General features: G+C 60.6%; 29 protein-coding genes and 1 pseudogene. 13 read left to right on the top strand and 17 right to left on the bottom strand.

The window, feature by feature from the left end:
- Window positions 1-24: 24 nt before the first annotated feature.
- Window positions 25-312 (top strand): SelT/SelW/SelH family protein, encoded by a 288-nt coding sequence (locus PspS34_RS07090; protein ID WP_056721456.1) that lies wholly within the window; start codon window positions 25-27, stop codon window positions 310-312.
- Here the strand turns inward: PspS34_RS07090 and PspS34_RS07095 are convergent.
- A complete protein-coding gene (locus PspS34_RS07095) occupies window positions 306-1,199 on the bottom strand; it encodes a DMT family transporter (RefSeq protein WP_154860777.1) in 894 nt (297 codons plus the stop codon). The genes PspS34_RS07090 and PspS34_RS07095 overlap by 7 nt on opposite strands.
- A 77-nt stretch (window positions 1,200-1,276) precedes the next feature.
- Window positions 1,277-2,035 carry an AraC family transcriptional regulator gene (locus tag PspS34_RS07100; protein ID WP_154860776.1) on the bottom strand — a complete coding sequence of 253 codons (759 nt, stop codon included), beginning with the start codon at window positions 2,033-2,035 and terminating at the stop codon, window positions 1,277-1,279.
- 134 nt (window positions 2,036-2,169) lie between these two features.
- On the opposite strand from PspS34_RS07100, the gene PspS34_RS07105 reads away from it, so the two are divergent.
- Window positions 2,170-2,985 carry a UDP-2,3-diacylglucosamine diphosphatase gene (locus tag PspS34_RS07105; protein WP_150813391.1) on the top strand — a complete coding sequence of 272 codons (816 nt, stop codon included), beginning with the start codon at window positions 2,170-2,172 and terminating at the stop codon, window positions 2,983-2,985.
- A gap of 147 nt (window positions 2,986-3,132) precedes the next feature.
- Here the strand turns inward: PspS34_RS07105 and PspS34_RS07110 are convergent, their stop codons facing one another.
- Window positions 3,133-3,723 carry a phosphohydrolase gene (locus tag PspS34_RS07110; protein WP_154860775.1) on the bottom strand — a complete coding sequence of 197 codons (591 nt, stop codon included), beginning with the start codon at window positions 3,721-3,723 and terminating at the stop codon, window positions 3,133-3,135.
- Between the two features lie 27 nt (window positions 3,724-3,750).
- The gene (locus PspS34_RS07115) at window positions 3,751-4,062 is read right to left on the bottom strand and encodes a DUF962 domain-containing protein (RefSeq protein WP_008051185.1); all 312 of its coding nucleotides are present in this window, start codon (window positions 4,060-4,062) and stop codon (window positions 3,751-3,753) included.
- A gap of 159 nt (window positions 4,063-4,221) precedes the next feature.
- On the opposite strand from PspS34_RS07115, the gene PspS34_RS07120 reads away from it, so the two are divergent.
- Window positions 4,222-5,283, top strand: a complete 1,062-nt coding sequence (locus tag PspS34_RS07120; protein ID WP_079246791.1) for an AraC family transcriptional regulator — start codon at window positions 4,222-4,224, stop codon at window positions 5,281-5,283.
- On the opposite strand, the gene PspS34_RS07125 is transcribed toward PspS34_RS07120, so the two are convergent.
- Entirely contained in the window at window positions 5,240-6,694 is a 1,455-nt protein-coding gene (locus PspS34_RS07125) for a TrkH family potassium uptake protein (RefSeq protein WP_102669776.1), read from the bottom strand. The genes PspS34_RS07120 and PspS34_RS07125 overlap by 44 nt on opposite strands.
- A 121-nt stretch (window positions 6,695-6,815) precedes the next feature.
- On the opposite strand from PspS34_RS07125, the gene PspS34_RS07130 reads away from it, so the two are divergent.
- A complete protein-coding gene (locus tag PspS34_RS07130; protein ID WP_154860774.1) occupies window positions 6,816-7,382 on the top strand; it encodes an NAD(P)H nitroreductase in 567 nt (188 codons plus the stop codon).
- A 138-nt stretch (window positions 7,383-7,520) separates the two neighbouring features.
- Here PspS34_RS07130 and PspS34_RS07135 read toward each other — a convergent pair whose 3' ends face one another.
- The 6 genes from PspS34_RS07135 to PspS34_RS07160 all read right to left on the bottom strand — a co-directional run bounded on the left by PspS34_RS07135 (window position 7,521) and on the right by PspS34_RS07160 (window position 11,852).
- Window positions 7,521-8,864 (bottom strand): HAMP domain-containing sensor histidine kinase, encoded by a 1,344-nt coding sequence (locus PspS34_RS07135; RefSeq protein ID WP_057715937.1) that lies wholly within the window; start codon window positions 8,862-8,864, stop codon window positions 7,521-7,523.
- A 175-nt stretch (window positions 8,865-9,039) separates the two neighbouring features.
- Complete coding sequence (locus tag PspS34_RS07140) at window positions 9,040-9,489, bottom strand: LTXXQ domain protein (protein WP_090453778.1); 450 nt, start codon at window positions 9,487-9,489, stop codon at window positions 9,040-9,042.
- A 244-nt stretch (window positions 9,490-9,733) separates the two neighbouring features.
- Entirely contained in the window at window positions 9,734-10,411 is a 678-nt protein-coding gene (locus PspS34_RS07145; RefSeq protein ID WP_007984138.1) for a response regulator transcription factor, read from the bottom strand.
- A gap of 7 nt (window positions 10,412-10,418) precedes the next feature.
- Entirely contained in the window at window positions 10,419-10,832 is a 414-nt protein-coding gene (locus tag PspS34_RS07150) for a hypothetical protein (protein ID WP_057715935.1), read from the bottom strand.
- Between the two features lie 122 nt (window positions 10,833-10,954).
- Window positions 10,955-11,254: a YciI family protein gene (locus PspS34_RS07155; RefSeq protein WP_053156484.1), complete on the bottom strand. Its 300-nt coding sequence runs from the start codon at window positions 11,252-11,254 to the stop codon at window positions 10,955-10,957.
- 1 nt (window position 11,255) lies between these two features.
- A complete protein-coding gene (locus PspS34_RS07160) occupies window positions 11,256-11,852 on the bottom strand; it encodes a septation protein A (RefSeq protein ID WP_057715933.1) in 597 nt (198 codons plus the stop codon).
- 87 nt (window positions 11,853-11,939) lie between these two features.
- Between PspS34_RS07160 and PspS34_RS07165 the strand changes: the two genes are divergently transcribed.
- From PspS34_RS07165 to arfB, 7 genes are all read left to right on the top strand, one after another.
- Window positions 11,940-12,803, top strand: coding sequence for a PHP domain-containing protein (locus PspS34_RS07165; protein WP_150813395.1), 864 nt, complete (start codon window positions 11,940-11,942; stop codon window positions 12,801-12,803).
- Between the two features lie 13 nt (window positions 12,804-12,816).
- Complete coding sequence (locus PspS34_RS07170; RefSeq protein ID WP_032829738.1) at window positions 12,817-13,446, top strand: L-threonylcarbamoyladenylate synthase; 630 nt, start codon at window positions 12,817-12,819, stop codon at window positions 13,444-13,446.
- A 60-nt stretch (window positions 13,447-13,506) separates the two neighbouring features.
- Window positions 13,507-14,265 (top strand): ScpA family protein, encoded by a 759-nt coding sequence (locus PspS34_RS07175; protein WP_172435389.1) that lies wholly within the window; start codon window positions 13,507-13,509, stop codon window positions 14,263-14,265.
- An 11-nt stretch (window positions 14,266-14,276) separates the two neighbouring features.
- On the top strand, window positions 14,277-15,248 hold the full coding sequence (gene scpB / locus PspS34_RS07180) for an SMC-Scp complex subunit ScpB (protein WP_154860773.1): 972 nt from the start codon (window positions 14,277-14,279) through the stop codon (window positions 15,246-15,248).
- Between the two features lie 288 nt (window positions 15,249-15,536).
- Entirely contained in the window at window positions 15,537-16,757 is a 1,221-nt protein-coding gene (gene rluB / locus PspS34_RS07185) for a 23S rRNA pseudouridine(2605) synthase RluB (RefSeq protein ID WP_154860772.1), read from the top strand.
- An 861-nt stretch (window positions 16,758-17,618) separates the two neighbouring features.
- Window positions 17,619-19,040 (top strand): amino acid permease, encoded by a 1,422-nt coding sequence (locus tag PspS34_RS07190; RefSeq protein ID WP_154860770.1) that lies wholly within the window; start codon window positions 17,619-17,621, stop codon window positions 19,038-19,040.
- A 238-nt stretch (window positions 19,041-19,278) separates the two neighbouring features.
- Window positions 19,279-19,692 carry an alternative ribosome rescue aminoacyl-tRNA hydrolase ArfB gene (arfB, locus tag PspS34_RS07195; protein WP_057715927.1) on the top strand — a complete coding sequence of 138 codons (414 nt, stop codon included), beginning with the start codon at window positions 19,279-19,281 and terminating at the stop codon, window positions 19,690-19,692.
- Here the strand turns inward: arfB and PspS34_RS07200 are convergent.
- From PspS34_RS07200 to phhA, 6 genes and pseudogenes are all read right to left on the bottom strand, one after another.
- Window positions 19,689-20,888, bottom strand: a complete 1,200-nt coding sequence (locus PspS34_RS07200; protein WP_150813398.1) for an MFS transporter — start codon at window positions 20,886-20,888, stop codon at window positions 19,689-19,691. The genes arfB and PspS34_RS07200 overlap by 4 nt on opposite strands.
- A gap of 99 nt (window positions 20,889-20,987) precedes the next feature.
- Window positions 20,988-21,173, bottom strand: coding sequence for a hypothetical protein (locus PspS34_RS07205; RefSeq protein ID WP_057715925.1), 186 nt, complete (start codon window positions 21,171-21,173; stop codon window positions 20,988-20,990).
- A 368-nt stretch (window positions 21,174-21,541) separates the two neighbouring features.
- Window positions 21,542-21,661, bottom strand: a pseudogene (locus PspS34_RS28470) (metal ABC transporter ATP-binding protein); the annotation flags it as partial.
- Window positions 21,652-22,845 carry an amino acid aminotransferase gene (locus PspS34_RS07210; protein WP_159389536.1) on the bottom strand — a complete coding sequence of 398 codons (1,194 nt, stop codon included), beginning with the start codon at window positions 22,843-22,845 and terminating at the stop codon, window positions 21,652-21,654. The pseudogene PspS34_RS28470 and the gene PspS34_RS07210, both read right to left, overlap by 10 nt.
- Window positions 22,845-23,201, bottom strand: a complete 357-nt coding sequence (locus PspS34_RS07215; RefSeq protein ID WP_007938547.1) for a 4a-hydroxytetrahydrobiopterin dehydratase — start codon at window positions 23,199-23,201, stop codon at window positions 22,845-22,847. The genes PspS34_RS07210 and PspS34_RS07215 overlap by 1 nt, the downstream gene beginning before the upstream one ends.
- A gap of 105 nt (window positions 23,202-23,306) precedes the next feature.
- Window positions 23,307-24,092: a phenylalanine 4-monooxygenase gene (gene phhA / locus PspS34_RS07220; RefSeq protein WP_057715923.1), complete on the bottom strand. Its 786-nt coding sequence runs from the start codon at window positions 24,090-24,092 to the stop codon at window positions 23,307-23,309.
- Window positions 24,093-24,474: 382 nt separating this feature from the next.
- Here phhA and PspS34_RS07225 point away from each other — a divergent pair, with 382 nt between their 5' ends.
- Both PspS34_RS07225 and PspS34_RS07230 read left to right on the top strand, forming a co-directional pair.
- On the top strand, window positions 24,475-26,034 hold the full coding sequence (locus tag PspS34_RS07225; protein WP_095945466.1) for a sigma-54-dependent transcriptional regulator: 1,560 nt from the start codon (window positions 24,475-24,477) through the stop codon (window positions 26,032-26,034).
- A gap of 157 nt (window positions 26,035-26,191) precedes the next feature.
- The gene (locus tag PspS34_RS07230; protein WP_173677902.1) at window positions 26,192-26,359 is read left to right on the top strand and encodes a periplasmic nitrate reductase, NapE protein; all 168 of its coding nucleotides are present in this window, start codon (window positions 26,192-26,194) and stop codon (window positions 26,357-26,359) included.
- Window positions 26,360-26,386: the final 27 nt, after the last annotated feature.

Genomic DNA, 26,386 nt, shown 5'->3' on the forward strand with positions numbered 1-26,386 from the left:
CAAACTCTGGAGTCAGGTCCCATCATGACCGTCAGCAAACCGGAAATCATCATCACCTACTGCACGCAATGCCAATGGCTGTTGCGTGCGGCCTGGCTGGCCCAGGAACTGCTCAGCACCTTTGGTGATGACCTGGGCAAAGTCTCCCTGGTGCCAGGCACCGGCGGGGTCTTTCATATCTACTGTGACGCTGTGCAGATCTGGGAGCGCAAGGCGGACGGTGGCTTCCCCGAGGCCAAAGTGCTCAAGCAGCGGGTCCGCGACCAGATCGACCCGGACCGCGACCTGGGGCACAACGACCGCACTCAGTGAGACGCGGCCTCGGCTGCAACGGCCTTCTTGCTTGTGCCACTTGAGAACCGGCTGGAGACCACAATCGCCACAATGATCAGCGCCCCCCCCAGCAACATGCGCAGGGTCGGGTTTTCGTTGAACAGCAGCCAGGCGACGGTGATGCCGTAGACCGGCTCCAGGGCGAACACCACGGCGGCAGTGCGTGCCTTGATCACCGCGAGGCTGGCGACGAACAGGCTGTGGGCGACACCGGTACAGAACACACCGAGCAGGCCGATCCACAGCCAGTCGATGGCGCGCACTTCGCTCAATTGAGGCGCCGCCACCGGCAACAGGCACAGGGCAACCACCACGTTCTGGCACAGCGCCGCCTGTACCGGCGGGACCCGCCCGGAGCTGGCACGGTTGGTCAGTGACAGCAGGGCGAACAACAATCCGGAACCCACAGCCCACAGCAGGCCGGTGGTGGCGCCGCTGGCGAGGTCAAAATCGGGCGTGACCAGCACCAGGCCGACACTCACCAGCAGCACCAGCACGATCTCATTGGCGCGGATGCGCTCGCGGAAGATCAACCCTTCGAGGATCACGGTAAAGGCCGGGAAACTGGCGAAACCGAGCGTTGCAATCGCCACGCCTGCGACTTTCACCGCAATGAAGAAGCTCACCCAGTGTCCGGCCAGCAACAAGCCGCTGAGCAACAGCCGACGCCAGTCCATGGCCTCGAGTTTCTGCCAGCGCGTCTGGCTGGCGAACCGTGCAAAAAACACCAGCGCGAGCACGGCGAAAGCGGCACGGCCGAAAACGATGATCGCCGGGGACGCAGCGGCCAGTTTGCCGAACACACCGGTCAGGCCGAACATCAATGCGCCTATATGCAAGGCGCCAAGGGCGGTACGGGGAGTCATTGCAATCCTTAACGACAAACGAACGGAGGCCTCATTGAAGCGCGTAATGGCCCATCAAGTCTGTCGGCAAACTCGCGTTATTTGTCGCCAGCCTCGCGCCGCAGTTTTCCGGGGGATGCCCCGAATTCGCGCAGCACCGCCGCCGCGAAGGCACTCTGGGAGCTGTAGCCGACGCGGCTGGCAATCTCGCCGATGGGCAACGCCGAATTGCGCAGCAAGCCCACCGCGATGTGCAGGCGTCGGCTGCGGATGTAGTCCATCGGCGTCTGCCCGCATTCGGCCACGAACCGCGCATGCAAACGGGCACTGGAAAGGCCGGCGACCCGGGCCAGGTCGGCCACTTGTAACGGGTACGCCGCGTACTGATCGATGTGTGCGTTCAGCGCCGCGTAGGGCAGGCGCCGACCGCCGACGGCCTCGGGCCTGGCGTTGTTGAGGCTGGCCAGCAAAAGCACCGCGCCTTGTTGAGCGATCAGCGGATCATCGACCGGACTGTTCGCCAGCCAACTGACCAAATGGCTTTGCCCGGCGTCCAGGGGCAGGCGCCCGGCGTTGTCGAGCAGGCGTCGGCTGGACTCGGCGTGATCGCCCAACGACTGGGCAACCCATTGTTCGCTGGGGACATCCAGCACCAGGCAGCGGCTGCCATTGGTGCTGCCACACGCGTGATGCGCTCCGGAGGGCACCACCACGAAACTCTGCTGGACCACCTGGCTGCCACAGCCGTCGACCTCGAAATCCAGGGCGCCCGAGAGCCCGAACACCAGTTGCGCGTGTTCGTGGCTATGGACGATCAGGTCGTGGCTGTATTGGCGAAGCGTGAGGATCGGTCTCATCGCGGGTCTCCCGGTTCAGGGTGTCAGTCTACACCGAGCGGGCCGACAAGCGCTGTCACAGGACTGACTTGACGCTGTCATGGACCATTAACCGGGCCGGGGCAGACTTGGCAAAACTTGTCAGAGGGTTGCCCATGACCAGCGCCGAGCTCGCCAAACCCACCCGTAAGCAACGCGTACGGACTTTATGGATTTCCGACGTGCATTTGGGCACCCGGGATTGCCAGGCTGAACACCTGTCGCAGTTTCTCAAGAGCTACCACGCAGACAAGATCTACCTGGTCGGCGACATCATCGACGGCTGGAAACTGCGCGGCGGCATGTATTGGCCACAAGCGCATACCAACGTGATCCGGCGCCTGTTGACCATGAGCAAGCGTGGCACCGAGGTGATCTACGTCACCGGCAACCACGACGAATTCCTGCGCCGCTATTCGAAGCTGATCCTGGGCAACATCCAGTTGGTCGACGAAGCCGTGCACGTCACCGCCGACGGCCGGCACCTGCTGGTGATACACGGCGACCAGTTCGATGTGATCACCCGTTACCATCGCTGGCTGGCGTTTCTCGGTGACTCGGCCTACGAATTCACCCTGACCCTCAACCGCTGGCTCAATCATTGGCGCGCGCGATATGGCTACGGCTACTGGTCGCTGTCGGCCTACCTCAAGCACAAGGTGAAAACCGCGGTCAGCTTCATCAGCGACTTCGAAGAAGCCATCGCCCATGAATGCGTCAAGCGCGAGCTGCACGGAGTGGTGTGCGGGCACATTCACCATGCCGAGATTCGCAAGGTCGGCGAGGTGGACTACCTCAATTGCGGCGACTGGGTGGAATCGTGCACCGCGCTGATCGAGCACTGGGATGGCTCGATCGAGTTGTATCGACTGGCGGATGCCCAGGCGCGCGAGGCACAGATGAAGGCGGCCAGGGTTGCAGAGTTGGCCTGATAATCATTCGCTGTTTGTACTGGCCTCTTCGCGGGCAAGCTCGCTCCCACAGGGTTAACTGGCGGTCACAAGTGCTGCGTTCACCTTCGCCCATTGTGGGAGCGGGCTTGCCCGCGAATGGAGCGCGAAGCGGTTCCGCTGGATCTGTCAGGCTGGCGAGTGTTCTTCCATCGCCGCCTTGTAGATCGAATTCCTGGGGTGCGCAAACAGGCGCTCCATCATTGGCTCGAAAAAGCTCAACGGCAGCGTCTCGTACGCCGGATCAAACGCCGCCGCATCGTATTTGGCGCAGAACTCGACGGTCGCCTGGTACTGCGGATGGTCCTTGAATTGCTCGCGCAAGTGCCGATCCATACCCAAGTGATGGAAGAAATAGTAGCCCTGGAAAATCCCGTGCTTTTCCACCATCCACAAGTTCTCGGCGCTGACGAATGGCTTGAGGATCGCCGCCGCGATGTCCGGGTGATTATAGGTGCCCAGGGTGTCGCCGATATCGTGGAGCAGGGCGCAGACCACGTACTCCTCGTCGCGACCATCGCGCCAGGCGCGGGTGGCGGTTTGCAGGGAGTGGGTCAGGCGATCCACCGGGAAGCCGCCAAAATCCCCCGCCAGCAACTTCAGGTGCGCCACGATCCTTGTCGGCAATTGTCGCGCATAGGCACTGAAGTCCGCGGCGATGATCGCCCAGTCTTCCTGTGTGCCGTCCTTCATGTGGGTGAAGCGGGCATTGGCATTCATCGGTAACTCTCTTGTGACGCAAGTCAGCTAGAACGGAACGCGCCCCAGGACCATGTCCCGGTACATGACAAAATCGCCGAGCAGGCTATAGAAGGGGTGTTGGAACGTTGCCGGGCGGTTCTTCTCGAAGAAGAAATGCCCGACCCAGGCAAAGCTGTAGCCTGCCAGTGGCAGGGCCCACAACAGCATCCAGGCTCCGCGACCAATGGTCAGCGTCAGAATCAAGATAACCAGGGTCGTGCCGATAAAGTGTAAACGGCGGCAGGTACTGTTGCTGTGCTCACTGAGGTAGTAAGGATAGAACTCAGCGAAGCTGTTGAATCGTTTGACGTTTTCCACGACAGCGATCTCTGTGGTTATTGTTCTTGCTGCAAGTTGTTCTGCGGGTAGCTTATTTGAGTCTAGAGTGATCAATGGCATCAGCCACTGACAATAGGCGCCACTTTAGTATCCTTCGGTCAATAGCCGTAGCATGCGGCCACCATGTAAGAAAACGCCATGAGCGAACGAACGACTTCTGCAAGCTGGGCGATGGGGATTGTCAAAGCGCTGGAGATGGACGGCCTGGATTGCCGGGCTCTGTTCAAGCAGTTGGGGCTCGACTACGCGGCACTGGATGATCCGGACGCACGCTTCCCCCAAGATTCCATGACCCGGTTGTGGCAACGCGCGGTCGAGCTGTCCGGGAACCCGGCCATCGGCCTGAACATGGGCAAGGTGCTGCGACCGGCGCAGTTTCATGTGGCCGGTTACGCCTTGATGTCCAGCCGGACCCTGGCCGAAGGCTTTCAGCGTCTGGTGCGCTATCAGCGGATCATCGCCGAAAGTGCCGACCTGAGTTTCCAGCTGCTGGAAGAAGGCTACGGGCTGATTCTGACGGTGCATGGCGATCATCTGCCGCCGACCCGGCAAAGCGCCGAAGCTTCAATGGCCTGTGCCTTGGCGCTGTGTGGCTGGTTGACCGGGCGTACGTTGCAACCGCGCAAAGTGTTGTTGCAAGGTACCGAGCCGGTCAATCTGGAGCCCTATAAACAAGCTTTCCATGCACCGCTGGTGTTCAACGCACCTTACGATGCGCTGATTTTCGAACCCGCCGATATGGAAGCGCCGCTGCCGACGGCCAACGAGGCCATGGCGTTGCTGCATGACCGCTTTGCCGGCGAGTACCTGGCGCGTTTTTCCGAAAGCCGCGTGACCCACAAGGCGCGGCAGGTGTTGTGCCGCCTGTTGCCCCAAGGCGAACCCAAGCGCGATACCGTGGCGCAGACGCTGCATCTGTCCCAGCGCACCTTGCAGCGGCGCTTGCAGGAAGAGGGCACGAGTTTTCAGGCGCTGCTGGACGATACCCGGCGCGAACTGGCCGAACAGTACCTGGCACGACCGAACATGACCTTGCTGGAAATTGCCTACTTGCTGGGGTTTGCCGATCCGAGCAACTTCTTCCGTGCTTTCCGGCGCTGGTTCGATGCCACACCCGGCGAGTACCGGATGCGGCTGATGCAAGCACCTGATGCGGTCAATGACGCCAAAATGCCGGAATACACAGCACAAACACCGTAATGATCTCCAACCGGCCCAGCAGCATGCCGAACGAGAGAATCCACTTGGCGGCATCCGGCAGGGTGGCGAAGTTGCCCGCCGGGCCGATGGTTTCGCCGAGCCCCGGGCCGACACCGGACACGGTACTGGCCGCGCCGGTGAGGGCGGTCATCCAGTCCACGCCGAGCAGCGACAGCAGCAGCGCGATCACACAGATGGTGATTGCAAAGAAGAACGAAAAGGTCAGGATCGACCGCACGATTTCTTCGTCGAGGCGGTGACCGTTGTACTTCTGCTTGATCACCGCCCGCGGGTGAATCAGCTGGTTAAGGTTGGCCTTGAGCAGGATATAGGCCACCTGGAAGCGGAAAATCTTGATCCCGCCCGCGGTCGAGCCGGAACAACCGCCGATAAACCCCAGGTAGAAGAACAGCATCAGCGAGAAATTGCCCCAGAGGCTGTAGTCCCCCAGCGCGAAACCGGTCGTCGTCACCACCGATGTCACGTTCAGCGCCACATGCCGCAACGCCTCCAGCCAATGCAGCTGGGTAGTCCACCAATACCAGGTGCCGAGCACCAGCCAGGTCACCAGCAGCATGCCGAGCAGGCCTTGAACCTGTTCGTCCTTGATCAGCGCCCGACGGTTTCCACGCAACGTGGCCACATACAGGGTGAACGGCAGGGCACCGAGAATCATGATGACGATCGCTACCCAATGCACCGCCGGTTGCGGCCACTTGGCCAAAGACTGGTCGGAGGTCGAGAAGCCGCCGGTGGAAATGGCCGACATCGCATGGTTGATGGCGTCGAACGGGCTCATCCCGGCCCACCAGAACGCCAGGCTGCCGACAATGGTAATGCCGACGTAGGCCGCCACGATCAGCCGCGCCACCATGTGTGAGCGGGGCATGACCTTTTCCGAGCGGTCCGACGATTCGGTCTGGAACAGCCGCATGCCGCCGATGCGCAACAGCGGCAGGATCGCCACCGCCATGCCGATGAAGCCGATGCCGCCGATCCAGTGCAGCAACGAGCGCCACATCAGGATGCCGGGGGACATGTTATCCAGGCCGTTGAGCACGGTTGCGCCAGTGGCGGTGATGCCGGACATGCTTTCGAAGAATGAATCGGTGTAGCTGATGTGCTGGGTCAGCAGGAATGGCAGCGCGGCGAAGATGCACACCACCAGCCAACTGCTGACGGTCAGCAGGTACATGTCCCGGGGGCGCAGGTGAATATGTTCGGGGCGCCCTGGAATCACCAGCGCCAAACCGGCGACAAAGGTGATCATGCTGGCCCAGAGGAACGATGGCAGATCGCTGGTGCGCTCGAAAATGACCAGTGTGGCCATGGGCACGACCATGGAGATCGCCAGCGTGATCAGGAAGATGCCGATGATGAAACCAATGATCCGTAAGGTCGGCAACGCCATGAGGTCCGCTCGGCTGATAGTGGAAAGGGCGCCATTCTACCTGCGGGGCAGGGCATGTAAACCGGCACTGCTGCGACAGTTACAGCTAGAATAGCCGCACAAATTTTTCAGGAGGTGGCCGATGCAGGCTCTCGACGCTTTGCTCAACCGTGTTTCCGTTCCACGACTGATTGACCCTGCACCCACTGCCGAGCAGCGCGAGGTGCTGTTTGGCGCCGCCATGCGCGCTCCGGATCACGGTCACTTGCAGCCTTGGCGTTTCCTGACGGTGGAAGGCGCGGCGCGTGAGCAGATGGGCGAGTTGCTGGCCGAGGCGGCGAAACTGCAAGACAGCGAAGTCGGCGAAGCGGCCATCGACAAGGCGCGCAATAATCCACTGCGTGCACCACTGGTGGTGGTGGTGATTGCGCGGTTGCAGGATCACGTCAAGTATCCGAAGTCCGAGCAATTGCTGGCGGCGGGCTGTGCAGCCCACGGGATTTTGCTGGCGGCGTATGCGCAGGGCATTGGTGCGGTGTGGCGTACCGGTGACCTGGCCTACTCGCCCCATGTGGCCAAGGGTTTGGGCCTGGCGGATGGGGAAGAGGTGATTGCTTTCCTGTATCTGGGCACACCGCAGAAAGAACCGCGTGTGGCCGAGAAAGTCGACCTGGCCGAATTCGTCAGCGCCTGGCCGGGCAAAGTCTGACACCGCAAAACCTGTGGGAGCGAGCTTGCTCGCGATAGCGGCCGGTCAGTCAATTTGATTGTTGAGAGTGCCGCCGTCATCGCGAGCAAGCTCACTCCCACAGTAGATCCAGGTAGCTCACATCAAAGGGTGTCCGTTTCAGGGCTGCACGACAGCCCCCGGCACCAACGGCAATTCCAGGCTGGCAATGAACCCGCCTTCCGGGTGATTGGCCAGCACCAGGCTGCCGCCATGTCGCTCCGCCGCGCGCCGGGCGATGGCCAGGCCCAGGCCGTGTCCGGCCGCAGTCTGCCCCGGCGCCCGATAGAATGGCTCACCGAGCTGACTCATGTATTCGGCACTGACTCCGGGCCCATGATCGCGCACAGTCACGACGATCCGCTCACCCTGACGCAGCGCCTGCATTTCGATCGGTAGGCCACCTACCGGATTGAAACGCTGTGCATTGCGCAGCAGATTGTCGACGGCCCGTTCGATCATGGTCGGCCAGCCCTTCAGATTCAGTTGCGATTCGGCTTCGAGGTGGACCAGTTGCTCGGGTGAACCGAGTTGCGCATCCTTTTGCAGGGTATTGAGCAAGGCGTTCAGGTCCACCTCTTCCGCACTGGCGTTATCGGAGTCGACCCGCGCCAGTACCAGGATTTCGCTGATCAGCGCTTCCAGTCGGTCGCACTCGCGGGTCAGGCGCGGCCACAGCTGTTCCCGTTCCTGTGGGGTGGCCCGTTCGGCCAATGCCAGCGCGATACGCAGGCGGGCGAGGGGCGAGCGCAGTTCATGGGACACATCCCGCAGCAGTTGCCGCTGACTGCCAATCAGGCTTTGCAGGCGCGCACCCATGCGGTTGAAGTCGTTGGCCAGGACGCCGAACTCATCGCGACGGTTAGCCAGCTTGACCAGGCTGTTCTGTTGATACGTGGTTTGTCCCAGGTCATGCACCGCGCCGCGCAGACGGCTGAGCGGGCGAGTGATGGAGAAGGTCACCAGCAGGCTGAACAGGGTCAGCACCACCAGGGCGATCCCCAGCGCACTGAGCGGCCAGAGCAGGCTCTCGCGGTGCCAGGCGTCCAGTTCCGGGTGCGCGATGCGGTAGATGAACAGGTAGGTGTCACCGGTTTTTTCGCTGGTGAACTCATCGGTCAGACGCCGCCACGGCAGGCGCCGGTCCTCATTGTTCTGGCGCGCCTCAAAGGCCGCCGCACGTTTGGGGAAAGTGCCGCGCACCAGCGGATCGCCGCTTTCGTTAAGCACCTGAACGTCGATGTGATACTGGCGTTTGCGTTGCTGGAGAATGTCCTGGGCGGCGTCTTCACCCTGGCTTTCGTAGGTTTGCGTCCACTCTTCGGCCAGCGTGTTGAGGCCCGGGTGGCGGCTGAGAATCCATGCGTCCTGGTTGAGCATGTGCCCGAGCAGGATGGAAAGCCCTGCAACCAGGGCGATGGCCAGCCAGAAGCTGGCCAGGATACGCCAGAACAATGAACGCACAGGAAATCCTCAAACGATCACAACCCTTGTGGGAGCGGGCTTGCTCGCGAAGGCGATTTGTCAGTCAAGAACAATGGTGACTGATACTCCGCCTTCGCGAGCAAGCCCGCTCCCACAGTGAATTGTGTGGTGTCAGACCCAACGGTGTTCAGCCGTCGGGTCCGGGGTCAGCGTATTATTGCGCTTTTTGCGGTTGTTGCGCTTTCCAGGCCTTGAACTCGGCCCACTCGGCGCGACGTTCAGCCTGTTTTTTCTGGATTTCGTCGAATTTCTTCTGTTGATCCGGTTTCAGCAAGGCGCGCACGTCCGCTTCCGCTTTCTTGTGGTTGGCGGCCATCTCGTCCTTCATGGCTTTCTGGTCGGCTGGCGAGAGTTTCTCCAGGTACTTATCGACCAGTTGCTTACGCTCGTGCATCTGCTCGCCCATGATCTTGCGGATCTGCTCGCGCTGTTCGCGGCTCAGGTCCAGTTCACTGTACGGACCTTTGCCGTGCATGCCGTGCATCTGACCGCCGTGGCGCGAACCGTCCATCGACCCACCCATGGGGCCCGTGCCTTCAGGCATGGCCATGGCAACGGTCGGCAGGGCAGCAGCGAACATCAGAGCGATAAGAGTCTTGCGCATGGTGTATCTCCTTGTCTCGTTCCCGGTACGTTCCGGATGAGTACAGATTACGCAGATCAAGGTCAGCGGCGGTCAGCGGTACGTAAAGCTTGGGTAAAGATGATTTTGCGCCGACCTGACAAAACGTCCAGGTGCCTTGCTGTAGGAGCGAGCTCGCGATGGAGTTGAACGATTACGCGTGCTGTCTGGAAAGGCGCGTTGACTGTGAGACCATCGCGAGCAATCGAGCGTCGACCGGCTGCTCCTACAGGCTGTAGTAGTAACCGCGGCTGCGCAGGGCCACGATGCGGGGGCGACCATCGGGGTGTGGGCCGATCTTCTTGCGCAGGTTGCTGACGTGCATGTCCAGGCTGCGGTCGTACAGGGTCAGCTTGCGGCCGAGGGCGATCTGCGCCAGTTCCTGTTTGTCCAGGGGCTCGCCCGGTTGCTTGAGCAAGGCTTCCAGCAGGCGGCTTTCGGAGACGGTGAGGGTGAATTCCTGTTCGTCGATGCTGACCACGCCGCGCACCGGGCTGAAACACAGGTCGCCCAGTTCCATCTGGCTGGACACCGCCGCCGGGTGGCTACGACGCAGGACTGCGCGCAAGCGGGCGGTCAGTTCCCGTGGGTCGCAGGGCTTGGCCAGGTAATCGTCGGCGCCGAGTTCCAGGCCGAGGATACGGTCCAGCGGTTCGCCTCGGGCCGAGAGCATCAGTACGGGCAAGTCCGGGTGATCGCTGCGCAACTGCTTGAGCAGTTCCAGGCCGCTGCCATCGGGCAACATCACATCCAGCACCACGGCCGCCGGGGCGGTTTCAGCCAGCGCGCGGCGTGCGCTCTGGCCGTCGTGACAGGCCCGAACCTGAAACCCTTCCTGGCTCAGCCAACTGCTCAGGAGCTCACACAGCTCCTGGTCATCATCAATAAGTAACAGCTCGCTCATGACTCACTCAATTTAGCCATTGTCGACGTTTTCGACTTGCTCCACTGGCGAAGATACCGCAGAGCAGGGCCAATAGCGCTACCCCGGCGCCAATGACGAACCATTGTTGCTGGTCGGTCAGCAGGCGCGGCAGCGGACTGCTGGCCTGGGCTTCCTTGAGTTGCAGCTTCAAACGCTGGTTCTCCTGGCGCAACCGGGCCAGGAGCGGGCTTTCGCGTTCGCCATCGGCAGTTTGCAATTGTTTGTTCAGTTCTTCCCGTTGCCGTTCGCTTTCTTTCAAGCGTTGCTGCAGCTCGGTGATCTGGCTTCCAGCGCTCAAGGAAAGCGGCGTCGAGTTGCCCCCCTCGGCGTTTTCTTCACCGTGGGCGGGCGCCACGATCGACAACGTGACCAACATCAGGCACAACGGACCCTTGCGCATGGCGACTCCTGGTTCCAATACGAGTATTGGGAAAGTTGTCGGCCGGCAAACGAGAATAATGAGCGATTGAGAACGCGATGAACCGATATGGTTCACCGCGTGGGGGCATTGCGAGAAGAAAGTTACGGCAGGACTTGCTTGAACGGCTTGACCAGAACGTTGGCGTAGACGCCAGCAGCGATGTACGGATCAGCGTCGGCCCAGGCCTGGGCGGCGCTCAGGGAATCGAATTCGGCGACGATCAGGCTGCCGGTGAAACCCGCCGCGCCCGGATCATTGCTGTCGATCGCCGGATGTGGGCCGGCCAGTACGATGCGACCTTCGCCCTTGAGCGCTTGCAGGCGCTCGAGGTGTGCAGGCCGAGCGGCCAGGCGGGCTTCCAGGGAGTTGGCGACGTCTGTGGCAATGATTGCGTAAAGCATGTCAGTCCTCGGTTTTTGGCGTTGTGGTGTCGGCATCGTGCAGATGACGGGACAGGTAGATGCCCTGGCCGATCAGGAACAGCAAAGTCATGCCCAGGCTGCCGAAGACCTTGAAGTCGACCCAGTAGCTCTGGAAGGTGAACGCGACAAACAGGTTGGCGGCACCGCAAAACAGGAAGAAGGCGATCCAGGCGATGTTCAGGCGCGTCCAGACCGGCTCCGGCAAGGTCAGCGCGTGGCCCATGATGCGTTTGATCAGCAGGCTGTCACCGACGAAGTGGCTGCCGATGAACGCAAGGGCGAACAGCCAGTTGACCACCGGGGCTTTCCACTTAAGGAACGTCTCGCTGTGGAACGCGAGCGTCAGGCTGCCGAAGACCAGGCAGGCGATCAGGGTCAGCCACTGGCTCTTCTCCAGCTTGCGCTGCTTGATGAACAGTGTGCCGTAGACCACCAGTGAACTGACGATCAGCATCGCGGTGGCGCTGTAAATACCGCCTACAGTGATCTCATGACCGGCGATGTCGACGACCTGTGGGTCGATTTTGAAGACGATGAAAAACAGCAGTAGCGGGATGAAATCGATGAATTGTTTCACAGTGGCAGCCAGAAGCAGGATGTGGCGGCATAATAACAAACATATGGGCGCGCGATAGCGCCAGCTGATTTGAGGTTACAAAGCCCTGTGAATGTTGATTTGCACTGCCATAGCACGGCCTCCGATGGCGCCCTGGCGCCTGCGGTTCTGGTGGCGCGGGCGTTCGAGAAAGGCGTGCGAGTCCTGGCCTTGACCGATCACGACACCCTTGAGGGCCTCGACGAGGCCCGGCACGCGGCTACCGCGCTGGGGATGCAACTGGTCAACGGCGTCGAATTGTCCTGCACCTGGGGCGGCGCGACCATTCATATCCTGGGCTACGGTTTTGACGTCAACGCCGCGCCGTTGGTCGAGGCCATCGCCAGATTGCATGATGGCCGCTGGCTACGCTCCGAGGAAATCAGCCGCAAACTGGCATTGAAAGGCATGCCGGGGGCGCTGGATGGCGCCCGGGAGATCCAGCAGGAGCTGGGCGACAGCGGTAACGCGCCGGCTCGCCCGCATTTCGCCGACTGGATGGTGCGTGAAGGTTTCGTCAAGGATCGCGCCGAGGCGTTCCGCAAATGGCTGGGCGCCGGCAAGCTGGGCGACGTCAAGCAACACTGGCCGACCCTGGAGGAAACCGTCGAAACCCTGCGCGCGGCCAAGGCCTGGGTCAGTCTGGCACACCCATGGCACTATGAATTCACGCGCAGCAAGCGACGTCGCCTGATTGCCGACTATATTCAAGCAGGGGGCCACGCCATCGAAGTGGTCAATGGTTACCAGCCTGCCGAGCAAGTGGGCAGCCTGGCCATTCTGGCCCGCGAGTTCGGTCTGCTGGTCAGTGCCGGCAGTGATTTTCATGGCCCCGGGGGCTGGTCGGAGATCGGTGAATACCGGCCACTCCCGGAGGATCTGCCACCGCTATGGTGTCGATTCAAACATGACCCAATTATTGCCGCCGTCTGAACAGGTAGAGAATGTGAGTCAATTTTTCCAGATTCATCCGGAAAACCCGCAAGCGCGCCTGATCAAACAGGCAGTCGAGATCATCCGCAAGGGCGGGGTGGTGATTTATCCCACGGACTCTTCCTACGCCATAGGTTGCCAGATCGGCGACAAGGTAGCCGTGGAGCGCGTTCGGCGTCTGCGGCAGCTGGATGAAAAGCACAACTTCGCGCTGATTTGCAGCGACCTGTCGCAACTGGGGCTGTTCGCCAAGATCGACACCGGCACTTTCCGCATTCTCAAGGCCCATCTGCCGGGGCCGTATACCTTCATTCTCAATGCCACCCGCGAAGTGCCGCGGCTGTTGTTGCACCCGAAGAAGCGCACCATCGGCCTGCGTGTGCCGAGCCACCCGATTGCCCTGGCGCTGCTGGCTGAACTGGGCGAGCCGTTGATGAGCGTAACCCTGATCATGCCAGGCGATGAAGATCCGTTGAGCGATCCCCACGAAATGCGCCAGTTGCTCGAACATCAGGTCGATCTGATCATCGACGGCGGTTTCGGCGGGATCAAGGCGTCCACCGTGATCAGCCTCGCCGACGGCGAGCCGGAAGTCATTCGCGTTGGTTGCGGCGACCCTGCGCCGTTCATGGTCGAGGCCTAGATGTCCGCAGTAGAACCCGTCGACAGTCAGGCCGGAGCCCAGCAGGAACTGCCCTTCGCCATGGTCTATGGCCAGGCGGTCATGGAAATGCCGCTGGACCTGTACATCCCGCCGGATGCCCTCGAAGTCTTTCTCGAGGCGTTCGAAGGCCCGCTCGACCTGCTGCTGTATCTGATCCGCAAACAGAACATCAACATCCTCGACATCCCGGTGGCGGAAATCACTCGCCAGTACATGGGCTACGTCGAATTGATGCAGTCGGTGCGCCTGGAGCTGGCCGCCGAATACCTGGTGATGGCCGCGATGCTGGCCGAGATCAAGTCGCGGATGCTGTTGCCGCGGGCCGAAACCGTCGAAGACGAAGAGGAAGACCCGCGCGCCGAACTGATCCGCCGTTTGCAGGAGTACGAGCGTTTCAAGGCTGCCGCCGAAGGCATCGACGGCCTGAGTCGCGTCGGCCGTGATGTGGTGGTGCCCAAGCTGGACGCCCCGGAGGCCCGGGCGCGCAAGCTGTTGCCGGATGTGCGCTTGTCAGAGCTGCTGTTGTCCATGGCCGAGGTGTTGCGCCGTGGCGACATGTTCGAAAGCCATCAGGTCAGCCGCGAAGCGCTGTCGACCCGCGAACGCATGAGCGATGTGCTGGAGCGCCTCAAGGGCGGCGGTTTCGTACCGTTTGTCGAGCTGTTCACCGCTGAAGAAGGGCGCCTGGGGGTGGTGGTGACCTTTATGGCGATCCTTGAATTGGTCAAGGAATCCCTGGTCGAGCTGGTGCAGAATGAGCCATTTGCCGCGATCCACGTGCGAGCCCGAGCCGAATAACGAGTCGAAACATGAACCTGACTGAACCCCGTGATCTGGCACCCTTGCTTGAAGCCTTTCTGTTGGCCTCGGGAAAGCCGCAATCTTTGGAAAGCCTGTTCGAACTCTTCGAGGAAGGCGAGCGCCCGGAACCGCCGGTCTTCAAGAAGGCCCTGACGATTCTCGCCAAGTCCTGCGATGGCCGCGCGTTTGAACTCAAGGAAGTGGCCTCGGGGTATCGCCTGCAAATTCGCGAGAAGTATGCGCCTTGGGTCGGGCGTCTGTGGGAAGAGCGCCCGCAGCGTTACTCCCGTGCCATGCTGGAAACCATGGCGCTGATTGCCTATCGCCAGCCGATCACCCGCGGTGAAATCGAAGACGTGCGGGGCGTGGCGGTCAACAGCAATATCGTCAAGACCTTGATGGAACGCGAGTGGATTCGCATCGTCGGCTACCGCGATGTGCCCGGCAAACCGGCGATGTTCGCCACCACCAAGGCGTTCCTTGATCACTTCAACCTGAAGAACCTCGACGACCTGCCACCGCTGGCGGAACTGCGCGAGCTGGAACCGGATCCGGTGCTCGACTTCGATGATGCCCCGGTACCGGCAGCCCTGCAGGAACTGGCCGACGCCAGTGCCGAACCGGAAGAACCCAAGGAAGAAACCAGTTTCCACACACTGCTGCTGGAACTGGACAGCATGGAGGAGGGGATCAAGACCGATTTCGACGATTTGCTGCGTGATGGGGCGTCGCCTGAATTCGATCCGGAACAGTCGGTTATCGAGCCAGAAGTCGAAGCGGCACAGCCCGAGCCTGAACCGGAAATTGAACCGGATCAAGAAGACGACATCCTCGGTGTCGCCGAAGCCCGGGAAAAGCTCCTGGCCGCCGTTGCCGCTCTCGAACAACCGAAACCCGAGCCCGAATTGTCGGACGAAGAAGCCGAAGCCCAGGCCCTGGCCGAAGCCATCGAGGCCGAACGGCGCCAGTTCGAAGATTGATACGATTCTTGAGAACTATGGAGATCCATTGTGGGAGCGGGCTTGCTCGCGAAGAGGGCGTGTCAGTCGACATCTTTGTTGGCTGACCTGACGCATTCGCGAGCAAGCCCGCTCCCACAAGGTCATGGTGGTAAGTCACATGTCACCGGTCGGCGGAAAAACAAATAACCTTGCCTTGATCGGCTAGTCTCTGATGCGCAAACGCCCTCATGCGCGTATGATTCGCGACCCTTCGGCGATCCCTTCGCCCAAGTACCCAGTTTTCAGACCACACCGGGAGGTGCCCAGATGAGTATCAAAGACCAGCAAGACGACCAGCCAATCGGCCCAGCAGGCGAAAAACTGCAGAAAGTCCTCGCCCGTATCGGCGTCGGCTCGCGCCGTGACGTGGAAGCCTGGATCAGCCACGGCCGCATCAAGGTCAACGGCAAAGACGCCACCCTTGGCCAGCGTGTCGACATGCACGACGCCATCACCATCGATGGCAAGGTGATCAAGCGCGAAGAGGCTGCCGAGTCGGTCCGCCGCGTGATCATGTACAACAAGCCCGACGGCGAGATCTGCACCCGCGTTGACCCGGAAGGCCGTCCGACCGTGTTCGACAAGATGCCGCGCCCGAAAGAAGGCCGCTGGATCAACATCGGTCGTCTGGACATCAACACCACCGGTCTGCTGATGTTCACCACTGACGGTGAGCTGGCTAACCGCCTGATGCACCCTTCCTACGAAATGGACCGTGAATATGCGGTACGTGTGCGTGGTGAAGTCGATGACGAGATGATCGAGCGTCTGAAGGCTGGCGTTGTCCTTGAAGACGGCCCGGCCAAGTTCACCGACATCAAGCAGGCGCCAGGCGGTGAAGGTTTCAACCACTGGTATCACTGCGTGGTGATGGAAGGTCGTAACCGCGAAGTTCGTCGCCTGTGGGAATCCCAGGGCCTGGTGGTCAGCCGTCTGAAGCGCGTGCGTTTCGGCCCGGTGTTCCTCAACTCCGATCTGCCGATGGGCCGCTGGCGCGAAATGAGCCAGTACGAAGTCGACATCCTGAGTGCCGAGGTCGGCCTGACGCCGGTCGCGATGCCGCAGATGAACGCCAAGAGCAAGGACAAGCTTGACCGGATGCAGCGCAAGTCGTCGCGTCCGATGGCCAAGACCGAGCGCGTTCGTACCCTGCGTCCAGCCACTGGTGCAGCCGCCGCACCTGCCGCGCCTCGTGCCAGCCGCGAGCCGCAGATCGAAGGCGAGCGTCCAGGGCGCAAGCCTGCTGCCCGTCAGGACGGCGAACGCGGTCCACGTACGCCACGTCCGGCCAACGGCCGTACCGAGCGTGGCGAAGGTCGTGGTACGCCGGTAGCCGATCGCCCGGCCGACACCAAGCGCCCGGCCAAGCCTGTGCCGAAGCGTCCGGGGATCAAACTGGTCGACGGTGACACGCCATCGGGCAAGCGCCGTGGCGCACCGGCCGGTTCCGGCCAGCGTCCAGGCTTCGGTCGTCGCAAGCCGGAGTGAGGCAGCGGTAAGCTGTTAGCGACAAGTCAAAAACGCCAACCTTCGGGTTGGCTTTTTTTTTGCCTGGCTTTATGTCTTTGTTGATTTTGATGCCGCCTTCGCGAGCAAGCCCGCTCCCACAGGGGACGGAGTTGTTTGGTCGAAATGCAATTCATTGTGGGAGCGGGCTTGCTCGCGAAAGCGCCAGTCGAAGCAAAGAGATGTCCGAAGTGGAAAATCAAAATTACACGCTGTAAAGAAATCCTGACGAAATCCACCGATTAACCCCGTGGATTCGGTTATCTCCGTATGCTGTAAGAAAACGCTTACGCTTCAGCGTCTTCCTTCCTCCTTCCGACCCTCTGGCCCGCTTGTTTCACCGCTCCATGCAGGGTGTTATGCGCGCCATGCCTGTCGTGCAGGTGCATAACAAAAAGGAGGCGCAATGAACGCCGCAATCCGTTTTCATCTCTCCGCGAGCGGCGTGTTTGGCGCCGTCTGCGTCGATGATCCGCAAGGATCTGACCCATTTTTTGCAGCCGCCCGAGCCTCTCGGGGCGGACACAGGCAATCCCGGCCATAGACACGCTTGTCCAGCGGGTCTGGCAGCAGGGGGTTACAGGTGTACAATGCGCCGCGTTTTACCTGTGACCTCCTGCGCATCTGCGCAACCCTCAGGGCTATCCGCCTTGTTCACTCCGTCGCGTCACGAGCGTGTCGGGTTCGATTTCGTCACAGATAAAAACAAACAGGTGACGCATGACCGTTGTAATTACGCTGAACTCCTGGTGCCTGCGCTGGGGTTTGATCGGTGCCGCTTAACGCCTTTCTTGAGCAGCAACGTCTACTGAACATCATCAAACCTTGCGTGAGACCCTTTTCATGAGTGGACAAAACCCGCAATCAGGCGAGCTGAAACGCGGCCTGAAAAATCGCCACATTCAATTGATCGCCCTCGGTGGCGCGATCGGTACCGGCTTGTTCCTCGGCTCGGCCGGGGTGCTGAAATCCGCCGGCCCGTCGATGATCCTCGGCTACGCCATCTGCGGCTTCATCGCCTTCATGATCATGCGCCAACTGGGTGAAATGATCGTCGAAGATCCGGTGGCCGGCTCCTTCAGTCACTTCGCGCACAAGTACTGGGGCGGCTTTGCCGGCTTCCTGTCGGGCTGGAACTGCTGGATCCTGTACATTCTGGTGGGTATGTCCGAGCTGACCGCGGTCGGCAAATACATCCACTACTGGGCGCCGGACATCCCGACCTGGGCCTCCGCAGCTGCCTTCTTCGTGCTGATCAACGCCATCAACCTGGCCAACGTCAAAGTCTTTGGCGAGGCCGAGTTCTGGTTTGCGATCATCAAGGTCGTGGCGATCGTCGGCATGATCGCTCTGGGCAGCTACCTGCTGGTCAGTGGCAATGGCGGCCCGCAAGCTGCGGTCAGCAACCTGTGGTCCCACGGTGGCTTCTTCCCGAACGGTGTCACGGGTCTGGTGATGGCCATGGCTTTCATCATGTTTTCCTTCGGTGGCCTGGAAATGCTCGGTTTCACCGCTGCCGAAGCCGACAAACCGAAAACCGTGATTCCGAAAGCGATCAACCAGGTGATCTACCGGATCCTGATTTTCTACATCGGTGCATTGGTGATCCTGCTGTCGTTGACGCCGTGGGACAGCCTGCTGACCACCCTGAACGCTTCCGGTGATTCCTATAGCGGCAGCCCGTTCGTGCAAGTGTTCTCGATGCTGGGCAGCAATACCGCCGCGCACATCCTCAACTTCGTGGTCCTGACCGCTGCGCTGTCGGTGTACAACAGCGGCACCTACTGCAACAGCCGCATGCTGCTGGGCATGGCCGAGCAAGGCGATGCGCCAAAGGCATTGGCGAAGATCGACAAGCGCGGTGTGCCGGTGCGCTCGATCCTGGCCTCGGCCGCCGTGACTCTGATCGCGGTACTGCTGAACTACCTGATTCCGCACAGCGCGCTGGAACTGCTGATGTCGCTGGTGGTGGCCACCCTGGTGATCAACTGGGCGATGATCAGCTACTCGCACTTCAAGTTCCGCCAACACATGAACAAGACAAAACAGACGCCACTGTTCAAGGCCTTGTGGTATCCGTACGGCAACTACATCTGCCTGGCGTTCGTGTTGTTCATCCTTGGTGTGATGTTGTTGATTCCGGGGATCCAGACATCGGTGTACGCGATTCCGGTGTGGCTCGTGTTCATGTGGGTCTGCTACGGCATCAAGAACAAGCGCAGTGCGCAACAGGCATTGCAGGTTGCCGGCTCTGCGGCGAAGTAAACGCAGAGCGCAGAAACAACGAACCCGGCCATGTGCCGGGTTTGTTGTTTTCGGGGTTCACATAAATCCCTTTGTGGGAGCGGGCTTGCTCGCGAAAGCGGTTTAACCGTCAGCATTCAAGTCGACTGACACTCCGCATTCGTCGGAACGCCGCCCGGACCAAGCTCGCTCCCACAAGGTCCGGATTCCTCCCATCTATTCGCGGTATCCTGCACACTCTGAATACGGACGCTTTTCCATGCTGGTGATTTCCAACAACGTGCAACTGCCGGATGCCGAGATCGAGTTGACGGCCATTCGAGCCCAGGGCGCGGGTGGGCAGAACGTCAACAAGGTTTCCAGCGCCGTGCACCTGCGCTTCGACATTCCGGCGTCGTCCTTGCCCGAGTTCTACAAGGAGCGGCTGCTGGCGCTACGCGACAGTCGCATCACCAGCGACGGTGTGTTGATCATCAAGGCCCAGCAGTACCGGACGCAGGAGCAGAACCGCGCCGATGCGCTGTTGCGGCTGACCGAGTTGATCCTCAGCGCCACCAAGGTCGAGAAAAAGCGCCGTCCGACCAAGCCGACCCTCGGCTCGAAGACCCGTCGCCTCGAATCCAAGAGCAAGCGCGGCAACATCAAGGCCGGGCGCGGCAAGGTCGACTTCTAGCGGGCGTCCCGCGCTTCGCGTTGCTTCGGCGCCTGCCGGTACAGGTATAGGCTCAGCATCAAACCGCTGAGCGCGGCGAGTGCGGCGAACAGGAAGATCGAAGCGAACCCGAACCCGGCGGCAATCGCCCCGGCCAGCGGCCCGGTGATCCCCAGCGACAAGTCGATGAACAGCGAATAGGCGCCGACCGCTGCACCACGGCTGGAGGCCGGGACCAGGTTGACCGCCTCCACGCCCAGTGCCGGAAACACCAGCGAAAAGCCGAAGCCGCTCAGCGCCGCACCCGCCAGTGCCCAATGGGCATCCGGTGCCAGCCACAGCAGGAGCAATCCCAGGGTTTCCACTGACAGGCAGGCAATGGCCACGCGAAAGCCGCCGAGGCGGTTGATCAGGTTGCCGAACAGCAAGCGCGCGCCGATGAAGCTGGCGCCGAACAGGCTTAGGCACAGCACCGCGTTGTCCCAGTGTTGCGTGGCGTAATACAAGGTGATGAAGGTGGCAATGGTGCCGAAGCCGATGGAGCCCAGGGCCAGGCCGCAACCGTGGGGGAAGACTCGCCCCAGCACATGCATGAACGGCAGGCGCTCACCGGCAACGATCGGTGCGGCGGTTTTCGGCCAGGCCAGCAGCAGGCCGAGAACGGCCAGCAATACAATGCTCACCCCCATGCTCCACAAGCCCAGTTGATGGACGAGCAGCACGCCCAGGGGCGCGCCGACAGCCAGTGCGCCATAGCTGGCGATACCGTTCCAGGAAATGACCTTGGCTGTGTTCGCCGCGCCGACCCGGCCGATGCCCCAGCCAATCGAGCCCGAGCCCACCAGGCTTTCGGCGCTGCCGAGCACCAGGCGGCCGATCAACAGGCTGATCAGGCTCAAGGTCGGCAGGCTCTGGGTCCAGGCCGAGAGCAGCATGAACACACCGCTCAAGCCGCAACCGGCCAGGCCATACATCACAGCCAGTTTGCTGCCCTTGTTGTCGATGATCTTCCCGGCATAGGGGCGGCTGAGCAGGGTGGCCAGGTATTGCACGCTGATCACCAGACCCGCGATCACCGCGCCGAAGCCCAGGTCGCTGTGGACGTAACCGGGCAATACGGCCAGGGGGATGCCGATGTTCAGGTAGCCAATGAAGGTGAAAAGGACGATGGAAACGACTTGCAGCGTGACCGCCAGGGGGCGCTGGTTTTCAGGCATGGGTAAAGGTCCACGGTAAAGCAGGATAGATAGGCTGCTTATGATAGCGGTGTGGACGGTCGTCGGTTGTGAAAAAGTAAAACTATTTACCGGGCGGTGTCATTCAGCTTTGACGGGAGCGACCAGTTGCGTGGTGACCAGGGCGGCCAGCGCATTTTCCTGGGTGCCGAAGCGGGCGAGCAAAGCGGCTTGTTTCTCGGGAGAGAGGCGATTCCAGATCTCGATCATTTTCTCGGCGGTGCCGATCAGGACGCTGGCCTGCGCTTCGCTGAATTCATCGGTCATGGAAAGTTCTCGTTTCAGGCAGTGTGGAAAGCGCATGGTAGCGCTTTCCACACGGTCTGTACGGCGGGTGTTTCAGTCTTCTCTGTCAGCCTGGCGGCTGTCAGTGGCTTCTTTCGGCTCGGGCTGTTGGGCTCCGGCTTGCTGCGTGGTCGTCTGCTCAGGTACGTGCAGGCTTGGGAAGGGGAGATTAGGAATCTCGTGCATGGTTGCGCTCCTCGCTAAGTCTGTTGATAGATCTGGTAGATCCGCGCTTTAAAAAAGCCTGGGCAGGATACAGCACTGAAAATGACAAACGGACTTTTATATCCATTTGTTTCGACGGATGGGGTTGTATAGACAGATAAGTAACAATTACGCAGAAGCAAATGTGGGAGCGAGCTTGCTCGCGATTGCGGAGTGTCATTCAACGATGATGTTGACTGATAGACCGCTATCGCGAGCAAGCTCGCTCCCACAGGGGGATTGCAGTGCCCGAGGATTACTTGCAGACGCTGGCAATCGCCTCGGCCAGCAAATCCAGGCGCGTGGCATCAATGCCGGCCACGTTGGCCCGGCCCGAGCTGACCATGTAAACGCTGTGATGATCACGCAGGTTCTTCACTTGCTCAGGCGACAGGCCGGTGTAGGAAAACATCCCGCGTTGCACGCCAATATGGGCAAAGCGCTCGCGCAAACCGTGAGGCTCCAACGCTTCCACCAAACCGCTGCGCAGTTGGGCGATACGCAGGCGTATCGCTTCAACTTCGTCGGCCCACAGGCGTTTCAGCTCTGGATCACCGAGGATGGTCGCTACAACGGCAGCGCCATGATCCGGCGGCGTCGACCACAGGTTGCGGGCGATGTTGGCCAGTTGGCTGCGGATATCCACCAGCTTGTCGGCGGTTTTCGCGCAGACAATCAGCGCGCCGGTGCGGTCGCGGTACAGGCCGAAATTCTTTGAGCAGGAACTGGTGATCAGCAGTTCCGGCAACTCGGCGGCGAACAGCCGGGTCGACCAGGCATCCTGTTCCAGCCCATCGCCGAATCCTTGATACGCGAAGTCGATCAGCGGCAGCAATTCACGCTTGCGTACTACCTCCAGCACCCGTTGCCAGTCATCCTGGGACAGGTCGAAACCCGTCGGGTTGTGGCAGCAGGCGTGCAGCAAGACCACGTCACCCTTGGGCGCTTCGATGAGCGCCGCCAGCATGCCGTCGACGTCGAGACGGTTGTCGCTGCCCACGTACGGGTAGTGGCTGACCTTGACCTTGGCTGCCGCAAAAATCGTTTCGTGGATCGGCCAGGTCGGGTTGCTCAACCACACGCCACGCCCTGGCAGGCACTGGGCGATGAAGTCCGCGCTCAGGCGCAACGCCCCGGTGCCGCCCGGAGTCTGGGTGGCGCCGGCGCGTTGTGCGCTGATCAGCTTCGAGTCGGCACCCAGCACCAGCTCATTGATCGCTTTGCCGAACGCCGGTTCGCCGTGACCACCGATGTAGGTCTTGGTGGACTGGTGATCCACCAGGCGCTGCTCGGCAAGTTTCACCGACTCGAGAATCGGCGTCAGGCCCTGGGCGTCCTTGTAGACACCCACGCCCAAATCGAACTTGCGCGGGTTCGGGTCCTGCGCGTAGGCCTCCATCAGGCCCAGAATCGGGTCGCCAGGCACTCGACCGATGGCGTCGAAATGCATTACTTGCGCCCCTCAGCGTCCTTCGCCACTTCGTCAGTGCGCGCGGCCATGATGAAATCGTTGCGGTGCAGGCCCTTGATCGAGTGGCTCCACCAGGTCACGGTCACTTTGCCCCACTCGGTCAGCAGGCCCGGGTGATGGCCTTCGGCCTCGGAGATTTCGCCGACGGCGTTGGTGAACGCCAGGGCGTGCTTGAAGTTCTTGAACAGGAAGACCTTTTCCAGCTGCATGACGCTGTCACGTACTTCGATGTTCCAGTCCGGGATCTGCTTGATCAGGATCGGCAGTTCTTCGTCGCTGACTTGTGGGGCGTCGGCGCGGCAGGCTTCGCAATGGGCTTGGTTCAAAGTGGACATGGTGTGTTTCCTGTAATCGAGTGTTTTTATATCGGTCGACAGTGCCGTCACGCTAAACCAAAGCGACGGTGACTGACAGACTCACTTGTCAGCAAAAGTCGCGGTTCACGCGGCCTTTGGCGGAAATTTCGGTGTGTGCAGACCCATCTGCATCGCTTGCTTGACCATGCCCATGATGTCTTCGTGGGCCAGGTCGAACAGGCGCTTGAGGTTCGGCAGAACGAAATACAGGGGTTGCAGGATGTCGATGCGGTAAGGCGTGCGCATGCATTCCAGCGGGTCGAAGGCTTGGTGTTCAGGCTCGTTCGACAGGCTGTAGACGGTCTCTTTCGGTGAAGACAGGATGCCGCCGCCGTAGATGCGCTGGCCTTGCGGGGTGTCGAGCAGGCCGAACTCGATGGTCATCCAGTACAGGCGCGCCAGGTACACGCGTTCTTCCTTGGACGCCTTGAGGCCGAGCTTGCCGTAGGTGTGGGTGAATTCGGCGAACCATGGGTTGGTCAGCAGCGGGCAGTGACCGAATATCTCGTGGAAAATGTCCGGCTCTTGCAGGTAGTCCAGTTCTTCGCGGGTACGAATAAAGGTCGCCACCGGAAACTGCTTGCTGGCCAGCAATTCGAAAAAGGTCTGGAAGGGAATCAGTGCGGGAACCCGGGCAACCTGCCAGCCGGTGGTTTCAGCGAGGACTTTGTTGATTTCGCCGAGTTGAGGAATGCGGTCGTGGGGCAGACCGAGTTTTTCGATACCGTCCAGGTACTCCTGGCACGCACGCCCTTCGATCACTTTCAGTTGACGAGTGATCAGCGTGTTCCACACCGCGTGTTCTTCGGCGGGGTAGTCGATAAAACCTTGCGCATCGGGCTCGCGAGCCACGTATTGCGTCTGCTTCATGCTGCTCTCCTGCTAGGGGATTTCGTTCTTGTTATGTACTGCTATGGACCTAGAAATACCCCAAGGATTGCATTGTTGCAGCAGGTGCTCAGCGTCGCGCACAGGAAAATCCCTCGATATTCGTAAAGTTTTCGTGACGAATTGCTCGAGGTCGCGCAACTATTGAGATTTCCTGGTTTGAAAAACGCTTTGCCTGTCACATAATCTTGACGACTATCTGGGTGCCTCGAAAGAAAAATGCGATCGCAATACCCCTGTGGGAGCGGGCTTGCTCGCGAAAGCGGTCTGTCTGATACATCAATGTTGGCTATGCCGACGCTTTCGCGAGCAAGCCCGCTCCCACAGGACCTCAACCTCAATCACTGCATTTTCGGGTCTTTATATGCGTATCAAAGTCCACTGCCAGAACCGCATCGGCATCCTGCGCGACATTCTCAACCTGTTGGTGGAGTACGGGATCAACGTGGCCCGCGGTGAGGTGGGGGGGGAGCATGGCAATGCCATCTACCTGCATTGCCCAAACCTGATCAACATTCAGTTCCAGGCCTTGCGTCCGAAATTCGAAGCGATTGCCGGGGTCTTTGGCGTCAAGCGTGTAGGGCTGATGCCCAGCGAGCGTCGGCACATGGAACTCAATGCACTGCTCGGTGCGCTGGAGTTTCCGGTGCTGTCGATCGACATGGGCGGTTCCATTGTCGCGGCCAACCGTGCGGCGGCGCAGTTGCTCGGGGTGCGCGTCGACGAGGTGCCGGGGATTCCCCTGTCGCGGTACGCCGAGGATTTCGATTTGCCGGAACTGGTGCGCGCCAACAAGTCGCGGATCAACGGGCTGCGGGTCAAGGTCAAGGGGGATGTGTTCCTGGCCGACATCGCGCCGCTGCAATCGGAGCATGACGACAGCGAGGCCATGGCCGGTGCGGTGCTGACATTGCACCGCGCCGACCGGGTGGGCGAGCGCATCTACAACGTGCGCAAGCAGGAGTTGCGCGGCTTCGACAGCATCTTCCAAAGCTCGAAAGTCATGGCCGCCGTGGTGCGCGAAGCGCGGCGCATGGCGCCATTGGATGCACCGCTGTTGATCGAAGGGGAAACCGGCACCGGCAAAGAGTTGCTGGCGCGGGCCTGCCACTTGGCCAGTCCTCGAGGGCAGTCGCCGTTGATGGCGCTCAATTGCGCCGGTCTGCCGGAGTCCATGGCCGAGACGGAGCTGTTCGGTTACGGCCCGGGTGCCTTTGAAGGGGCGCGGGCCGAAGGCAAGCTCGGGCTGCTGGAGCTGACGGCGGGCGGCACGTTGTTTCTCGATGGCGTCGGGGAAATGAGCCCGCGCTTGCAGGTGAAATTGCTGCGTTTTTTGCAGGACGGTTGCTTCCGTCGTGTAGGCAGTGATGAAGAGGTCTACCTCGACGTGCGAGTGATCTGCGCGACCCAGGTCGACCTGTCCGAATTGTGCGCTCGCGGTGAGTTCCGCCAGGACCTCTACCACCGCTTGAATGTGTTGTCGCTGCACATCCCGCCGTTGCGCGAATGCCTCGACGGTTTGACGCCGCTGGTGGAGCACTTCCTTGATCAGGCGAGCCGGCAGATTGGCTGTCCGCTGCCCAAACTCGCCCCGGCAGCCATGGAGCGGCTCAGCCACTACCATTGGCCGGGTAACGTGCGTCAACTGGAGAACGTGCTGTTCCAGGCGGTTTCCCTGTGCGACGGCGGCACGGTCAAGGCCGAGCATATTCGTCTGCCGGATTATGGCGTGCGTCAGCCCCTTGGCGATTTTTCGCTGGAGGGTGGGTTGGACGAGATCGTCGGGCGTTTCGAGAAGGCGGTACTGGAACGGCTTTATTCGGAACATGCTAGTAGCCGATTGCTCGGCAAGCGACTGGGTGTTTCCCACACAACGATTGCCAACAAGTTGCGTGAATATGAAATAGGCAAACTGGAGCGTTAAAAACACACTCAAATAATAACTCTTCTCGAGTGTCAATATTTATCCAGTGCTGTCAGTTCGCATTTAAGGCGATAAAGCTTCTGCTATTGATCTGAATCATGGAACTTATAGTGGAAGCCATCTAGGCTCCTCTCAAAGTTTGGCAGGAGCGCTGACCATGCCATCAATGGATGACTCTACCCAGCGAGTTCGCAAAGAAACTCGCCTCTTCTATTTCCTGATCATTGTTCTGTTTCCACTGTTATCGGTGGCGATAGTCGGTGGTTACGGTTTTTTTGTCTGGTTTCTGCAAATGCTCCTCGGGCCGCCAGGCCCCCCCAACTGATCGCCATCTATCTCTAATTCAGCAGGG

The sequence above is a fragment of the Pseudomonas sp. S34 genome, from assembly GCF_009866745.1.
Classification (GTDB): Bacteria; Pseudomonadota; Gammaproteobacteria; order Pseudomonadales; family Pseudomonadaceae; genus Aquipseudomonas; species Aquipseudomonas jessenii.

What these genes read in the sequence shown, in the direction of transcription:
- PspS34_RS07090 (WP_056721456.1), top strand. Translation starts at nt 25, where the DNA reads ATGACCGTCAGCAAACCGGAAATCATCATCACCTACTGCACGCAATGC.
- PspS34_RS07095 (WP_154860777.1), bottom strand. Translation starts at nt 1,199, where the DNA reads ATGACTCCCCGTACCGCCCTTGGCGCCTTGCATATAGGCGCATTGATG.
- PspS34_RS07100 (WP_154860776.1), bottom strand. Translation starts at nt 2,035, where the DNA reads ATGAGACCGATCCTCACGCTTCGCCAATACAGCCACGACCTGATCGTC.
- PspS34_RS07105 (WP_150813391.1), top strand. Translation starts at nt 2,170, where the DNA reads ATGACCAGCGCCGAGCTCGCCAAACCCACCCGTAAGCAACGCGTACGG.
- PspS34_RS07110 (WP_154860775.1), bottom strand. Translation starts at nt 3,723, where the DNA reads ATGAATGCCAATGCCCGCTTCACCCACATGAAGGACGGCACACAGGAA.
- PspS34_RS07120 (WP_079246791.1), top strand. Translation starts at nt 4,222, where the DNA reads ATGAGCGAACGAACGACTTCTGCAAGCTGGGCGATGGGGATTGTCAAA.
- PspS34_RS07125 (WP_102669776.1), bottom strand. Translation starts at nt 6,694, where the DNA reads ATGGCGTTGCCGACCTTACGGATCATTGGTTTCATCATCGGCATCTTC.
- PspS34_RS07130 (WP_154860774.1), top strand. Translation starts at nt 6,816, where the DNA reads ATGCAGGCTCTCGACGCTTTGCTCAACCGTGTTTCCGTTCCACGACTG.
- PspS34_RS07140 (WP_090453778.1), bottom strand. Translation starts at nt 9,489, where the DNA reads ATGCGCAAGACTCTTATCGCTCTGATGTTCGCTGCTGCCCTGCCGACC.
- PspS34_RS07145 (WP_007984138.1), bottom strand. Translation starts at nt 10,411, where the DNA reads ATGAGCGAGCTGTTACTTATTGATGATGACCAGGAGCTGTGTGAGCTC.
- PspS34_RS07150 (WP_057715935.1), bottom strand. Translation starts at nt 10,832, where the DNA reads ATGCGCAAGGGTCCGTTGTGCCTGATGTTGGTCACGTTGTCGATCGTG.
- PspS34_RS07155 (WP_053156484.1), bottom strand. Translation starts at nt 11,254, where the DNA reads ATGCTTTACGCAATCATTGCCACAGACGTCGCCAACTCCCTGGAAGCC.
- PspS34_RS07175 (WP_172435389.1), top strand. Translation starts at nt 13,507, where the DNA reads ATGGTCTATGGCCAGGCGGTCATGGAAATGCCGCTGGACCTGTACATC.
- scpB (WP_154860773.1), top strand. Translation starts at nt 14,277, where the DNA reads ATGAACCTGACTGAACCCCGTGATCTGGCACCCTTGCTTGAAGCCTTT.
- rluB (WP_154860772.1), top strand. Translation starts at nt 15,537, where the DNA reads ATGAGTATCAAAGACCAGCAAGACGACCAGCCAATCGGCCCAGCAGGC.
- PspS34_RS07190 (WP_154860770.1), top strand. Translation starts at nt 17,619, where the DNA reads ATGAGTGGACAAAACCCGCAATCAGGCGAGCTGAAACGCGGCCTGAAA.
- arfB (WP_057715927.1), top strand. Translation starts at nt 19,279, where the DNA reads ATGCTGGTGATTTCCAACAACGTGCAACTGCCGGATGCCGAGATCGAG.
- PspS34_RS07200 (WP_150813398.1), bottom strand. Translation starts at nt 20,888, where the DNA reads ATGCCTGAAAACCAGCGCCCCCTGGCGGTCACGCTGCAAGTCGTTTCC.
- PspS34_RS07205 (WP_057715925.1), bottom strand. Translation starts at nt 21,173, where the DNA reads ATGACCGATGAATTCAGCGAAGCGCAGGCCAGCGTCCTGATCGGCACC.
- PspS34_RS07210 (WP_159389536.1), bottom strand. Translation starts at nt 22,845, where the DNA reads ATGCATTTCGACGCCATCGGTCGAGTGCCTGGCGACCCGATTCTGGGC.
- PspS34_RS07215 (WP_007938547.1), bottom strand. Translation starts at nt 23,201, where the DNA reads ATGTCCACTTTGAACCAAGCCCATTGCGAAGCCTGCCGCGCCGACGCC.
- phhA (WP_057715923.1), bottom strand. Translation starts at nt 24,092, where the DNA reads ATGAAGCAGACGCAATACGTGGCTCGCGAGCCCGATGCGCAAGGTTTT.
- PspS34_RS07225 (WP_095945466.1), top strand. Translation starts at nt 24,475, where the DNA reads ATGCGTATCAAAGTCCACTGCCAGAACCGCATCGGCATCCTGCGCGAC.
- PspS34_RS07230 (WP_173677902.1), top strand. Translation starts at nt 26,192, where the DNA reads ATGCCATCAATGGATGACTCTACCCAGCGAGTTCGCAAAGAAACTCGC.